Source organism: Flavobacterium sp. N502536, assembly GCF_025947345.1.
GTDB lineage: Bacteria > Bacteroidota > Bacteroidia > Flavobacteriales > Flavobacteriaceae > Flavobacterium.
In genome coordinates, this window is sequence record NZ_CP110011.1 from 2,231,100 (window position 1) to 2,245,196 (window position 14,097).

General features: G+C 36.7%; 11 protein-coding genes. 7 read left to right on the forward strand and 4 right to left on the reverse strand.

Annotated features, from left to right (window positions below; genetic code table 11):
- The first annotated feature begins 12 nt into the window (after positions 1-12).
- The 5 genes from OLM61_RS09870 (at position 13) to OLM61_RS09890 (ending at position 7,558) form a co-directional block, all read left to right on the forward strand.
- Complete coding sequence (locus OLM61_RS09870; RefSeq protein ID WP_264526176.1) at positions 13-2,514, forward strand: DUF5686 and carboxypeptidase-like regulatory domain-containing protein; 2,502 nt, start codon at positions 13-15, stop codon at positions 2,512-2,514.
- Between the two features lie 34 nt (positions 2,515-2,548).
- A complete protein-coding gene (locus OLM61_RS09875; RefSeq protein WP_264526177.1) occupies positions 2,549-3,598 on the forward strand; it encodes an acyltransferase in 1,050 nt (349 codons plus the stop codon).
- A 47-nt stretch (positions 3,599-3,645) separates the two neighbouring features.
- A complete protein-coding gene (locus OLM61_RS09880) occupies positions 3,646-4,245 on the forward strand; it encodes a DNA-3-methyladenine glycosylase family protein (protein WP_264526178.1) in 600 nt (199 codons plus the stop codon).
- 110 nt (positions 4,246-4,355) lie between these two features.
- Complete coding sequence (locus OLM61_RS09885; protein WP_173966547.1) at positions 4,356-4,886, forward strand: inorganic diphosphatase; 531 nt, start codon at positions 4,356-4,358, stop codon at positions 4,884-4,886.
- A 122-nt stretch (positions 4,887-5,008) separates the two neighbouring features.
- The gene (locus tag OLM61_RS09890; RefSeq protein ID WP_264526179.1) at positions 5,009-7,558 is read left to right on the forward strand and encodes a sodium-translocating pyrophosphatase; all 2,550 of its coding nucleotides are present in this window, start codon (positions 5,009-5,011) and stop codon (positions 7,556-7,558) included.
- Positions 7,559-7,795: 237 nt separating this feature from the next.
- On the opposite strand, the gene OLM61_RS09895 is transcribed toward OLM61_RS09890, so the two are convergent.
- The 4 genes from OLM61_RS09895 to OLM61_RS09910 form a co-directional block, all read right to left on the reverse strand.
- A complete protein-coding gene (locus tag OLM61_RS09895; protein ID WP_264526180.1) occupies positions 7,796-8,164 on the reverse strand; it encodes a helix-turn-helix domain-containing protein in 369 nt (122 codons plus the stop codon).
- 5 nt (positions 8,165-8,169) lie between these two features.
- Positions 8,170-8,466 (reverse strand): type II toxin-antitoxin system HigB family toxin, encoded by a 297-nt coding sequence (locus OLM61_RS09900; protein ID WP_264526181.1) that lies wholly within the window; start codon positions 8,464-8,466, stop codon positions 8,170-8,172.
- Between the two features lie 254 nt (positions 8,467-8,720).
- Positions 8,721-9,335: a deoxynucleoside kinase gene (locus OLM61_RS09905; protein WP_041516522.1), complete on the reverse strand. Its 615-nt coding sequence runs from the start codon at positions 9,333-9,335 to the stop codon at positions 8,721-8,723.
- On the reverse strand, positions 9,335-10,153 hold the full coding sequence (locus OLM61_RS09910; RefSeq protein WP_264526182.1) for a hypothetical protein: 819 nt from the start codon (positions 10,151-10,153) through the stop codon (positions 9,335-9,337). The genes OLM61_RS09905 and OLM61_RS09910 overlap by 1 nt, the downstream gene beginning before the upstream one ends.
- A gap of 245 nt (positions 10,154-10,398) precedes the next feature.
- Between OLM61_RS09910 and OLM61_RS09915 the strand changes: the two genes are divergently transcribed.
- Both OLM61_RS09915 and OLM61_RS09920 read left to right on the forward strand, forming a co-directional pair.
- Positions 10,399-11,313, forward strand: a complete 915-nt coding sequence (locus OLM61_RS09915; protein WP_264526183.1) for a GLPGLI family protein — start codon at positions 10,399-10,401, stop codon at positions 11,311-11,313.
- Between the two features lie 30 nt (positions 11,314-11,343).
- Positions 11,344-14,031, forward strand: coding sequence for a carboxypeptidase-like regulatory domain-containing protein (locus tag OLM61_RS09920; RefSeq protein WP_264526184.1), 2,688 nt, complete (start codon positions 11,344-11,346; stop codon positions 14,029-14,031).
- Positions 14,032-14,097: the final 66 nt, after the last annotated feature.

Sequence of the window (14,097 nt, forward strand, 5' to 3'; positions counted from 1 at the left end):
TTTTGCCAGATTATGAAAAAAATAATTTTACTCAGCTTGTTTTTTGTACTCGCAATGGCGGGTAGCGTTATTGCACAAACCAAAGTGAGTGGAATTGTTTTGGACAAATCTAATCAGCCAATTCCGTTTGCTAATGTTGTTTTTAAAGGATCCAATACGGGGATCGTTTCTAACGAAGATGGACGTTTCTATCTCGAATCGCCTAATACTTACACCACCTTATTAGTAAGTTCGGCAGGATTTTCAGATCGGGAAGTTACGCTGGAAAAAGCCGTAAACTATGACTTTAAGATTGTTTTAAGCGAAGCTGAAGCACTGAATGAAGTCGTGATTTTTACCGGAAAGACCTCTAAGAAAAATAATCCGGCATTGGACATTCTGAGAAAAATATGGGAGCGTAAACGCAAAAACGGACTGTACCAATTCAATCAGTATCAGATGCAAAAGTACGAGAAAGTCGAGTTTGATATGAACACGATCGACAGTGCTTTTATGAAAAATAAACTCTTCAAGGGAATGGAATTTGTATTCAAACACGTTGATACATCTGAAGTTACCGGAAAAACATATCTGCCGATTTTTATTAGCGAGTCGCTGTATGATGTGTATGGAGATAATAAATTAAAGAAAACAAAAGAGAACCTGACCGGAAATAAAACTTCTGGTTTTAATGGCAATCAGCAGATTTTATCTTTCGTGAAGGATCTGTACTCCGATTATAATATTTACGACAATCACCTGAAATTCTTCGACAAGAGCTTTACAAGTCCACTTTCCCGAACAGGAATTGATGTGTATAATTATGTTTTAAAAGACAGTGCTTATGTCGATAAAAAATGGTGTTACAATATCGTTTTTTATCCAAGACGTAAAAATGAGCTGACTTTTAAAGGAGATTTTTGGGTAAACGATACCACTTTTGCGATCAAAAAAATTAATATGGCCGTTACTAAAAGCGCCAATATTAACTGGGTAAAAGATATTTATATCGAACAGGAATTTGAGGTTGAGAATGATTCGGTATTTCTCTTAACCCGTGATTATATGATGTCTGATTTTGCTTTGAACAAAAAAGAAAAATCAAAAGGAGTTTACGGGAAACGTACAACTTTGTATAAAGGCCATAAATTCAATCTTCAAAAACCGGAGAGTTTTTACAAGCAGGAAGTCAATTTTATTGATAATGCTGTTTACAACAAATCGAATGAATTTTGGGATGAAAATCGTTTTGAAAAACTCAACAAGGACGAGCAGGGTATTTACAAAATGCTCGATACGCTGCAAACAGTCAAAAGATTCAAGCAGCTCTATAGTTTAGTTTCTATTTTGGGTAGTGGTTACGTCGAGTTTAAGAATTTTGATTTTGGACCTATCTTCTCCACTTTCGGGTATAACGAAGTTGAAGGCTTACGATTGCGAGCAGGAGGAAGGACTTATTTTGGACCTAATGATCCTTGGCGCATACAAGCTTATACTGCATATGGTTTTGACGATAATAAATTCAAATACGGAGTTTCCGGAAAATGGATGGTGGATAAGAAAAACCGAATCATTATCTCCGGAGGAAACAGACGTGACATCGAACAAATTGGCGCCAGCTTAACGACTACAAATGATATTTTAGGACGAAGTTTTGCTTCTTCTGCACTATTTACCACGGGAAGTAATGGAAAATTGACCAACATTAATCTGAGTAACATTTCGCTTGAAATGGAGCCTATGAAGAATTTTGTTGTTCAGGCCGGAGTTTCATACAGAACTTTAGAATCGGCTTCTCCAATTTTTAGTTTAGACTATTATACTACTTTGCCAACAGCAGCAAATCCGGCTGGTGTAATAGCAAACAAGGTAACACAGTCGGAAGCGAATATTCAGTTTGAGTTTATGCCTAATCGTAAGACAATCGGTTTTGGAGTAGAACGAAATATTGTTGACAGCCCGTTCAGTCATTTCTTTGTAAACTTTAGTTATGGTTTGAAAGGGGTTTTAAACAGCGATTTTGCGTACCAAAAAGTACAGCTGTTTTACAAGCAGCCTATTATTATCGGACCATTAGGAAGATCGAATATTATTCTTGAAACCGGAAAAACCTTTGGTACCATTCCATTAGGATTGATGAGTGTAATTCCCGGAAATCAGACTTATTTTACCATTGAAAATACCTTCAGTAACTTAAATTTCTACGAGTTTATAACGGACCAGTATACCACTTTACAATGGAATCATGACTTTGGAGGAAGGCTGTTTGCCAGAATTCCGTTCATGAGAAAATTAAACTGGAGAGAATTTGTAGGAGTAAGAGCGGTACACGGAACTATTTCTAATGCTAACCGTGCCATTAATGCTTCAGGATTGCCTTATAATGCGCCGGAAAATGTGTATTGGGAATACAATGCTGGAATAGGAAATATCTTCAAAGTATTCCGTCTTGATTTCTCATGGAGAGGAAATTATATGAATATGCCGGACGCTACTAAGTTTGCAATAAAAGGATCGTTTGGTTTTTATTTTTAGATAAATTGTCAGATTTTTTCTTAATTTAGTTGCTATGAGTATAGCTATCGAAAGTAAGAATTTAAATTGGACAAATAATCTTAGAGTTTTAGCCACTGTCAGTGTAATTGTTGTACACGTAGCCTGTGATATTCTGTATCAGTATGGTACGATATCCAATTTTACCTGGTGGACTGGTAATGTTTATGACGGCCTGGTACGTTTTTGCGTTCCGGTTTTCCTGATGCTTACCGGAGCATTAATGCTCAATAAAAAATACGAACTGAGTGATTTTTTGAAAAGAAAATTTTCAAGAATAATTCTGCCCTTCCTTTTCTGGAGTTTCTTCTATATACTGTTAACTGTCAGAAGTGAATTTTTGGTGCAATCTGAAAAAGCTGTCGATATTTTTAATCGGGCCTTCACGCTTCTTATGGGAGGGAGTTCCTTTCATTTATGGTACATTTATATGATCATCGGGATCTATCTTTTTATTCCGATTATAAGCAAGTGGATTCAGAATGCTACTGAAAAAGAGATCTTGTACTTTTTAGGCATTTGGATTTTTGCTTTAATGCTCAATCAGCCCATTTTTGCTGCCTTTCGAATCAATGTTGATCTGACCTACTTTACAGGTTTTTTAGGATACCTGGTTTTGGGATATTATTTGTCGGTTAAGTCCTTTCAATACGATGCCCGAAGGCTGAAACAGATTTCGGTGTTGTTACTTTTTTTAGGTGCTCTTATTACCATTCTCGGAACTTATTTCCTGTCGACAGCAGAAGACTGTTTTAATGAATATTTCTATGGCTACCTGACTTTTAATGTCATGCTGGTTTCTATTGGATTGTTTGTGTTCTTTAAAAATTCGAAAATTTCAAATCCAACTCTCGTTCGGGTGATTGGTTTTATCAACAAATACAGCTATGGTATTTATCTGGTTCATATTCTGGTTCTCCGGTTTCTGGTCTCTTCAGGAATCGATTATGATTTTATAAATCCGGTTTTGGCTATTCCCATTACAACGCTATTGTGTTTGCTGTTATCTGCTGTTATTATCTACGCTGTCAATAAACTTCCTTACGGGGAATATATTTCAGGATAATTATTGCTGTAATTTTATTTAATTTTGAATCCACTTAAAATAAGGTTATGCAAGAAGCCATCGATTTTCTATCTGCCAAAAATCCGGTTTTTCTGGAAATTATCGAAAAATATGGACTGCCGCCAATTCCAAAACGTCCACAAGGTTTCGAAACCCTGGTATTGTTGATTCTGGAGCAACAAGTTTCGATCGATTCGGCGAAAGCTACATTCCTAAAAATAAAAGCCTATACCACCTGTAATCCTGAAACCATGGCGGTTTTATCGGATGAAGAATTCCGCGCATTGGGTGTAAGCCGTCAAAAAACAAAATATATTAAGATACTGGCCGAAGCAGTCCTGAGTAAAGAACTGGACATTGAAAGTCTGGCCACAAAATCGGCAAAAGAAGTGCGGGAAGAGCTTATACAGTTGAAAGGAATCGGAAACTGGACGATTGATATTTATCTGATGTTTTGCCTTCAGGAACCCGATTTGATTCCATTAGGAGATATTGCAGTTGTCAACACCATCAAAGAATTACTGAATATTCACGACAGGCGGGAAATGGAAATTCATGCCGAACAATGGAGTCCGTATAGGTCCTATGCGACCTATTTGCTTTGGCATTATTATCTAAACAAAAGAAATCGAAAGATTACCTATTAACTCCCTGTTTTTTAAAAGAAAAGTACATAGATAAATGCAGTTTTTTATTGTAAAAAGGGATTCTTTAGTTACTTTTGCAGTCGAAATTATAGAAACAATAAAAAACGAAAATGACCGCAGACAAACTAACAACTTTCGATGTGTTAATCGAAATACCAAGAGGAAGCAGAAACAAATACGAATACGATTTTGAAATTAAAAGAATGCGTTTCGACAGAATGTTATTCTCTTCAATGATGTACCCGGCTGATTACGGATTTATTCCAGAAACTTTAGCTCTTGATGGTGACCCTCTTGATGTATTGGTTTTAGTAAACGAACCAACTTTCCCAGGATGTGTTATGGAAGTGAAGCCAATTGGGGTTTTCCACATGGCAGATGATAAAGGACCAGACGAAAAAATTATTTGTGTACCAGTTTCTGATCCAATCTGGAATTCATTAAATGATCTTTCTGATATCAACGGACACTTATTAAAAGAAATCGAGCACTTTTTCCAGGTATACAAAGATCTTGAAAACAAACAAGTAGATGTAGAAGGATGGGGAGACGTAAACGAAGCATTTGCAATTATCGCTGAGTGTACCAAACGTTTTGATGATATTGAAAACAAACCGGAGGGATTATTTAGCATTAAATAATTTTTAGCCCGCACCATTATAAAAAAAGCAATACTACCGTCAGGAGTATTGCTTTTTTGTTTAAATTCGTTCGAGTTAGTTTATTGACTTTTAACTATTAACCAAAAAACCATTACTATATTATGAATGCATTTATGATTTATTTGCCAATCGTTATGGCAATTTTAGGATTACTTTTCATGGGAATAAAAAGGGCTTGGGTTTTAAAACAAGATGCGGGCGACGGAAAAATGAAAGAGATTTCAGAACACATTTACGAGGGAGCCCTCGCCTTTTTAAAAGCAGAATATAAATTATTGACCATTTTTGTAATTATTGCCAGTATTGCTTTAGCCGGAATTACTTTTATCCCGGGAGTTAAAACGCATTTATTAATAGTAGTAGCTTTTATATTTGGAGCCTTATTTTCAGCTTATGCCGGTAATATCGGGATGAAAATAGCCACTAAAACTAATGTTAGGACTACACAGGCAGCCCGAACAAGTTTACCGCAGGCTTTAAAAGTTTCGTTTAGCGGAGGTACCGTAATGGGACTTGGTGTTGCAGGTTTAGCTGTTTTAGGACTTACCGGTTTTTTTATCATTTTCTTTAATCTTTTATCAGGAGGGGTGTGGAAAGACACCGAAACAATGACGGTTGTTCTCGAAACATTAGCCGGGTTCTCGCTTGGTGCTGAATCCATTGCTTTGTTTGCAAGAGTAGGAGGTGGAATTTATACCAAGGCTGCCGATGTTGGTGCCGATTTAGTAGGTAAAGTGGAAGCTGGAATTCCGGAAGACGATCCTCGTAATCCGGCTACAATTGCTGATAACGTAGGAGATAACGTAGGAGACGTTGCCGGTATGGGAGCCGATTTATTTGGTTCGTATGTAGCGACAGTTCTGGCTGCAATGGTTTTAGGAAACTATGTGATTAAAGATATGGGAGGCAACATTCAGGATGCTTTTGGAGGAATCGGACCCATTTTACTTCCAATGGCAATTGCCGGTTTCGGAATTCTATTTTCGATTATCGGAACGACACTGGTAAAAATATCCGATGATAATGCCAAAGAAGCACAGGTACAAAAAGCTTTAAATATAGGAAACTGGGTTTCAATTGTTTTAACCGCAATTGCCTGTTTCTTTTTAGTACAGCATATGCTGCCTGAAACTATGCAAATGAGTTTCTTCGGAGAAGGATCCAAAGACATCTCATCCATGCGTGTTTTTTATGCCACATTGGTCGGATTAGTGGTGGGTGGAGCTATTTCATCAGTAACCGAATATTATACCGGATTGGGAACAAAACCGGTGATGGCGATTGTACAAAAATCGTCAACTGGAGCAGGAACAAATGTAATTGCAGGTCTGGCAACCGGAATGATTTCGACCTTTCCAACCGTTTTATTATTTGCTGCTGCCATCTGGATTTCTTATGCCCTAGCAGGATTTTACGGAGTGGCTTTAGCGGCTTCTGCAATGATGGCTACTACGGCCATGCAATTGGCAATTGATGCTTTCGGACCAATTTCAGACAACGCCGGAGGAATTGCCGAAATGAGTGAATTACCAAAAGAAGTGCGTACCAGAACAGATATTTTGGACTCAGTTGGTAATACGACCGCCGCAACCGGAAAAGGATTTGCGATTGCCTCAGCGGCTTTAACGTCTTTGGCATTGTTTGCAGCTTATGTGACTTTTACCGGAATTGACGGAATCAATATTTTTAAAGCACCGGTTTTGGCCATGTTGTTTGTGGGAGGAATGATTCCTGTCGTTTTCTCGGCATTGGCGATGAACTCTGTTGGAAAAGCAGCGATGGATATGGTATATGAAGTACGTAGACAGTTTAAGGAAATTCCGGGTATTATGGAAGGAACCGGAAAACCTGAGTACGGTAAATGTGTCGAGATTTCAACAAAAGCAGCTTTGCGCGAAATGATGCTTCCAGGAATTCTAACCATTGGTTTTCCAATTGCAATTGTATTATTAGGTAAATTAGTTTATGCAGACAACAATCAGTTAATAGCTGAAATGTTAGGAGGATATATGGCCGGAGTAACGGTATCCGGAGTACTTTGGGCAGTTTTTCAAAACAATGCCGGTGGTGCCTGGGACAATGCTAAAAAATCATTTGAAGCCGGAGTTTTAATCAATGGTGAAATGACTTATAAAGGTTCTGATGCACACAAAGCAGCAGTAACAGGAGATACAGTTGGAGATCCGTTTAAAGATACATCAGGGCCTTCTATGAACATTTTAATCAAACTGACTTGTTTGATCGGTTTAGTAATTGCACCTATTTTAGGAGAAGGGCATTCGTCTTCAGGAACGACCGAAAAAGGGACTTGTTGCAAAATGGAAATGCATGCAGCTGGTGTTTCAAAATGTGGTGATTTCTCTGCAATGAGCAAAGAAGAATGTATTAAAATGTGCAAAGAAAAAGGCTGTTCAGCCGAGGAAACCGCAAAATGCCTGTCACATTATGATGCCAACGGAAAATATATTCACCAAAAAACAGATTGTTTTGATACTACAAAATACAGTAAAAAAAGAGTAGAAGTTAACTTATCAACTGCTAACGGTGTCACAGTAGGAACGGTAACCAAAACCGAAAACGGTAAAACCACTACAGAAGTTTTTGAAGGAACAGAAGCCGAAGTAAAAGCAAAAATCGAAGCAGTAAAATAATATACTTATCCTAACAGGTTTTTAAAACCTGTTAGGATAATTGGGTTTTGGAATCGGATAATGTATTTCTTCGTATTTTTCGATGAGCATTCCCAAAAAAAAAGAGCCATCGGCTCGGCCTAATTTTGTAGAACCGGATTTTAATCCGGTTTCGAAAAACACACGCAAAACAAAGAACCGTAGGTTCGAAACATATAAAAAACAAAAAAGCCTCTAAATTAATTTTAGAGGCTTTTTTTATGGATTTAAAGCATATTCTTTAATTAAGGTTGAAGCAGGAATATGAAGAGCTTCTGTCAAAATTCTAATTTGGTTTAAGGTTAAGGCTCTCTTTCGTTTAAAAATTTCGGATACTCTTGAGCGGCTGTTTAAAATAACCCCTAAATCGGCATCAGTAAGTCCATTTTGTTCCATCATAAATTTAATGGCTTCAATTGGGTCAGGTTCGGGAATAGGATAATTTATTTGCTCATATTTTTCAATGAGTGTAACCAAAATATCTAATTCATCACCTTCATCCGTATTAGGTTTCGCATCAAAAATAGCATTTACACGCTCTAAAGCAAGATCGTAATCGTGTTCCGTTTTAATAGGTCGTATTTCCATATTACTTATAAGTTTTTAATGTCGTCAAGTTTGTCATAATCACGGTGGGTACCCACAAATAAAATATAGACAATTTGAGTTTCATAATTAATTTTTACAATTAACCGATAATGATTGCCACAAATATTAAAAACGACTTTATTATGACCGATAAAATCTGCAGAACCAAATATTGATTTTATTGCATTCGAATTATCAAAATTATTTTTATCAAAGATTTGATACCATGATAATAACTGTTGTTTTGCATTTGGGAAACGTTCCCAAAAATTTTGCAAGGTTCTTTTGGCTATTATTCTCATAATTGATTTGGCAAAGATAAAGTTTTTTTCCCAATTTGGGAAATGATTAAAAGATAAAATAAAAGTAAGTAATTATTTACAATAAAGAAATCAAAAAAGCCCCCTCTTTTATTATTTCCGAAAAAAAGAGCCTTCGGCTCGGCCTATTTTGTAAAACCGGATTTTAATCCGGTTTCGAAACATATAAAAAACAAAAAATGCCTCTAAACATTTAGAGGCATTTTTATTGGTGTAAATTTGTGAAATTCGTGTTTCTAGAACAGTCCGTTCAGCTCGGCATCAATTCTATTAATGATGTTTCCTAAGTCTTCAGGATTGTCTACGAAATTAATATTGTCAACGTCAATAATTAATAATTTTCCTTTGGTATAGGTTTGTACCCATGCTTCGTATCTTTCATTCAAACGGCTTAAATAGTCGATTGAAATAGAATTTTCGTAATCACGTCCGCGTTTGTGAATCTGACCCACTAAGTTTGGAATTGAACTTCTTAAATAAATTAATAAATCAGGAGCTTTTACTAAGGATTCCATTAATTCAAACAGAGAAGTGTAATTTTCAAAGTCACGGCTTGTCATCAATCCCATCGAATACAGGTTGGGAGCAAAAATATAAGCATCTTCATAAATGGTTCTGTCCTGAATGATTTTCTTCCCGCTTTCGCGAATTTGCAATACCTGACGGAAACGACTGTTTAAGAAATAAATCTGAAGATTAAACGACCAACGCTCCATCTGATGGTAAAAATCATCTAAATACGGATTATCAACTACATCTTCGTAATGGGGTTCCCATTTGAAATGTTTAGCCAATAATTTAGTTAAAGTAGTTTTTCCAGCTCCTATATTTCCTGCTATTGCTATGTGCATTACGGTGTTACGATTTTATAATTTGTGATTTCTTTAGTTGTAAAAATAGATAAAATTTGGTCTTTGTAGCAGAATTTGTCAAACGATTTTTCTAAAACTTCAATTTCAGAAAATGCATTTGGATCTGCGATAGTAATGTCTTTAAAATACAGCAAATTAGCTTTGCTGAAAATATACTGGTGATTGTTCACAATTTCGATAGCATCAAAATCGGGTACTTTCCCCAAAGCGGTGGTTTTTCCAAAAATAGTACACGAAAACCAATTGTTTTTTTTGTCGATCCAATAAAAAGTATTGAAATCGGTCAGGTAGTATTTTATCGATTCTGTTAAGGGTGTCGAAACGGTTTTGTATTCGTTATTCAGATAATCAAAAAGACCAATTTGCTGATTTAAACTATTGTAAATCCACAATCGATTTTGTGTTGACATTCCAATGGCAGAAGCAATAATAGGGGTATTGTTCAGCGAGAAATTAATCTCTGTAATTTTATTGAGCTGATTGTCCAGTAAAATAACGGTGTTGAAGTCTTCATAAAACAAAACTATTTTAAGCGGATTTTGTAAATCGACTTTCGTGATTGTTCCGAGTGAGACATTTTTATATTCAAAGACTTCTTTTTCTTTGATTTTGCTGAAGACATTATTTTTAATCTGATAGTAGTACCCAAAAGAATCATAACCCAGAAACTGATCGGCAGTATTGGTTAAATGAGAAAGAGGTACCGTCTTTATTTTTTGACTTTGTGAAAAAACAGCGGAGAACGAACAGATCACAAAAAGAAAGGATAAAAGAAATGGATGTGCCGCTCTGTTCATGATGTTTACGTTTCTAAGAGCCAAATTACAAAAAACTATAGTAGAAATTGCGTAAAAGTATGGTAGAAATTGCGTAAAACACCGAGATTTAGACTTTGGTACTTCAGAAATCGTAATAGTCTAGCCAATAGGCGATTTTGTCTATGGCATAGGGGAGTTGATATATTTAACTTTCGGTATTTTAAAATAAACAATACATTTGAATATAAGTTTGTTAGACCCTCTCACCTTTTAAAGAAAACAAAATGAAAAAAGTAATCTATTATATGTCAATGCTGCTTGTCGTTACACAGCTGCAGGCTCAGAAAGAATTTCAGGGAATGGCAGTTTACGAATCAAAAACACAGGCTCCGAAAATGGGAGAAATGCGTGGCAATCGTGATATTACGCCCGAAATGCAAAAGAACATTGAAGAGCGAATGAAGAAAATGCTTGAAAAAACATTCATTCTGAATTTTGACAAATCGGCTTCTATTTATAAAGAAGAAGAAAAGCTTGATGCTCCGGGACAGCAGGCAGGAGGAATGCGTGTGATGGTAAATTCGTTTATGGGGGGTGGCGGTACCTTTTACAAAGATGTAAAAAGCAAAACCTACACGGTAGATAAGGAGTTTATGGGAAAAGAATTCCTCGTAATAGATTCTCTGCCGAAGCTGAACTGGAAAATGGAAGCTGAAACGAAACAGATAGGAGGATATACCTGCTACAAAGCAACGGCGATTAAAGAGCCCAGCAAAACCGATTTTAGGAATTTGAGACCTAAAGAAAAGGAGGATAAAAAACCGGAGGCGAAAAAGGACGATGTCGGAAAAACTTCGGGAGAAACCAAAACGAACTTCGCTGACAATTTTGAAATGCCCAAAGAGATTATTATAACGGCCTGGTATTCGCCGGAAATTCCGGTAAATCAGGGGCCTGAGAATTATTGGGGATTACCGGGATTAATTCTGGAAGTAAACGACGGAAGAACTACCATTTTATGTTCAAAAATAGTATTGAACGCCAAAGATAAAGCAGAAATCAAACCTTCTAAAAAAGGGAAAGTAATTTCTCAAAAGGACTACGATGAAACGGTCATAAAAAAAATGGAGGAATTTAGAGAAATGAACCGTGGCCGTGAAGGCGGTCCTGGCGGTGGCCCTGTATTAATAAGACGTTAATTTGTAGTGCATCACCTTTAGCTTTTTCCGATGAAAAATATACTTCTCTTCGTCATTTTTTTAATGACCTCTCTTTGTGTTGCCCAAACGGTTCGTTTTGATGGTTTTATTCAGGATGAAAAAAAGAATCCGCTGGAAATGGCCAATATTATGGCTGTTAACACTGCTTCAAAAGCTATGGACTCTTATGGGATTACCAACGACAAAGGAAAGTTCCAATTGACCTTGAAACCAAATACTTCTTATTCGATTAAAATCAGTTACCTCGGTATGAAATCGAAAGAAATTGCGATTACAACACAAAGCACCAATATCGTTCAGAATATTGTGATGGATGATGCCGGTATTGAGTTGGAAGGCGTTGAGATCGTTCGTGAAATGCCCGTTTCGATCAAAGGTGATACCATCGTTTACAATGCCGATTCGTTTAAATCCGGAACCGAAAAAAAACTGGAAGATGTACTGAAAAAACTGCCCGGTGTTGAGGTAAATGCCGATGGAGAAATTGAAGTTGAAGGTAAAAAAGTCAGTAAACTAATGGTCGAAGGAAAGGACTTTTTTGACGGAGATACCAAACTTGGCGTTAAAAACATTCCGGCCGATGCTATTGACAAAATTCAGGTTCTTAGAAACTACAATGAAGTTTCGGCACTAAAAGGCTTAGAGAACGATCAGGACAATGTGGCCATGAATATTAAGCTGAAGGAAGGGAAAAAGAACTTTTGGTTTGGCGATGTAACAGCCGGAACAGGAGTTGGGGAAGTCGATAGCCGTTACATTATCAACCCTAAATTGTTTTATTACAGCCCGCAATACAGCATTAACTTAATTACCAATTTTAACAATATTGGCGAATTACCCCTTACCGCGCAGGATTATTTTAAGTTCACCGGAGGCTTTAAAAACATGATGAAAAAGGGCGGGAGTAACTTTAATGTATCGTCCAACGACCTGGGAATTTCGATTCTGAGAAACAATCGGGCTAAAGAAATTGAAACAAAATTCGGGGCCACAAACTTTGCCTACTCCATTACAAAAAAATGGAATATTAGCGGTTTCGGAATACTATCGGCTTCAAAAACAGATCTGGAAACCAAATCGCAAACCACTATTTTAGATTCAGGAAACGAGCAAAAAAGAGACGAATTGACCCATCAGAAAAATAATTTGGGATTGTTTAAACTCAGTTCGACTTATAAACCCAACGACAAATTTCAGTTTGACTATGATATCCTGACAAAATTATCCAAGCAAAATGAAGACACCAATCTGCTGCGCGAATCGGTTGTAAACAATGTTTCGGCCCTGGAGACTATATTAACCAATAAAAAGCAGGATCCAACCTCGATCAATCAGGATTTGAGTTTGTATTACACGCAGAGCGACAAGAATATTTTTGCTTTTGAAATGCAGCATTTGTATCAGGATGAAAACCCGTTTTACAACGCCAATTTGCGCACGCAGCCTTTTGATCTGGCGGGTTATACTTCGGGACAGGCTAGAAACGATCTGAATCAGAATCGATTTGTGAAAACCAATAAAGTAGATGCCAAACTGGATTATTACTATATGGTAACGCCAAAAAGCAACATCAATATTACCCTTGGAAATACATTTTCGTATCAGGATTTTAACTCTCACATTTTTCAGATTTTAGACAATGGTACTAAAAATGACCTGAACGATCCGGGAAATAACAACCAGGTAAAGTACAATTTTAACGATGCCTTTCTGGGGGTTCATTACAAGATACTGGCAGGGAAATTTACCCTGACACCGGGGGTGAGTGTGCATACTTACAACATGAAAAACACCCAATCCGGTACAGATTATTCGCAGAACTTCATCAAAGTACTGCCTGATTTTTTTGCCCTGTATCAAATCAAAAAATCAGAAACGCTGACCTATAATTTTGCTTTGTCGAACGATTTTACCGATATCAATCAGTTGGCTTCGGGTTATGTTTTGTCTGATTACAGCAGTTTGTTCCGAGGGAATCGTTATCTGGAGAATGCAACCTCACAGGTACATTCGCTGCGTTATTTCAAATACAATATGTTTAATTTTGAGAACATTTTTGCCAACGCAACTTACACTAAAAAAGTCGATGCGATTAAAACGAAAGCAAATTTTGAAGGAATTAATCAGTCCTCGTCGCCGTATAATTCCAATCTGGCCGATGAAACTTTTACCGGAATGGGGAATTACGGACGTTCTTTCCTGAAAAACTATAAAGCTTCGGTAAATGCCAGCTTCAATTGGTCAAAATTCAATAACATTCAGAACAACGTACTGGCCACTACCGAAAGTTTTAGTCAAAGTTATACCGTAAGAGCTTCAACAAACTATAAAAACTTTCCGAACATCGAATTTGGATATAACGCACTAATTAACAAATACAGCGGCTCAACCTTTTATACAGATAAGCCTTTTGCAAGATTGGATTATTACTTTCTGGACAGCTTTTCGTTTGTTTCAGAATATGAGTTTTACCACTACTACAATGGCAATAAAACGGTGGACAACGAATATGATTTTTTGAGTGCCAGTTTAATTTATCAAAAAAAGGACAGCAAATGGGAGTATAAAATCGCGGCTACTAACCTTTTAAATACAAAATACCTCAATGATGACAGCTTCTCACAGTTTTCTACAAGGGTTTCTCAATATACGGTACAGCCCCGTTACATCATCTTTTCGATGAAATATAATTTATAGTATTTTAAGTACAAAGTATGGACTTTCAGTACTCATTTTAATTAGAATACGGTATCTTTGCGCGCG

Excerpts from the sequence above, each read along its gene's own strand:
- OLM61_RS09870 (WP_264526176.1), top strand. The coding sequence starts at position 13 with ATGAAAAAAATAATTTTACTCAGCTTGTTTTTTGTACTCGCAATGGCG.
- OLM61_RS09875 (WP_264526177.1), top strand. The coding sequence starts at position 2,549 with ATGAGTATAGCTATCGAAAGTAAGAATTTAAATTGGACAAATAATCTT.
- OLM61_RS09880 (WP_264526178.1), top strand. The coding sequence starts at position 3,646 with ATGCAAGAAGCCATCGATTTTCTATCTGCCAAAAATCCGGTTTTTCTG.
- OLM61_RS09885 (WP_173966547.1), top strand. The coding sequence starts at position 4,356 with ATGACCGCAGACAAACTAACAACTTTCGATGTGTTAATCGAAATACCA.
- OLM61_RS09890 (WP_264526179.1), top strand. The coding sequence starts at position 5,009 with ATGAATGCATTTATGATTTATTTGCCAATCGTTATGGCAATTTTAGGA.
- OLM61_RS09895 (WP_264526180.1), bottom strand. The coding sequence starts at position 8,164 with ATGGAAATACGACCTATTAAAACGGAACACGATTACGATCTTGCTTTA.
- OLM61_RS09900 (WP_264526181.1), bottom strand. The coding sequence starts at position 8,466 with ATGAGAATAATAGCCAAAAGAACCTTGCAAAATTTTTGGGAACGTTTC.
- OLM61_RS09905 (WP_041516522.1), bottom strand. The coding sequence starts at position 9,335 with ATGCACATAGCAATAGCAGGAAATATAGGAGCTGGAAAAACTACTTTA.
- OLM61_RS09910 (WP_264526182.1), bottom strand. The coding sequence starts at position 10,153 with ATGAACAGAGCGGCACATCCATTTCTTTTATCCTTTCTTTTTGTGATC.
- OLM61_RS09915 (WP_264526183.1), top strand. The coding sequence starts at position 10,399 with ATGAAAAAAGTAATCTATTATATGTCAATGCTGCTTGTCGTTACACAG.
- OLM61_RS09920 (WP_264526184.1), top strand. The coding sequence starts at position 11,344 with ATGAAAAATATACTTCTCTTCGTCATTTTTTTAATGACCTCTCTTTGT.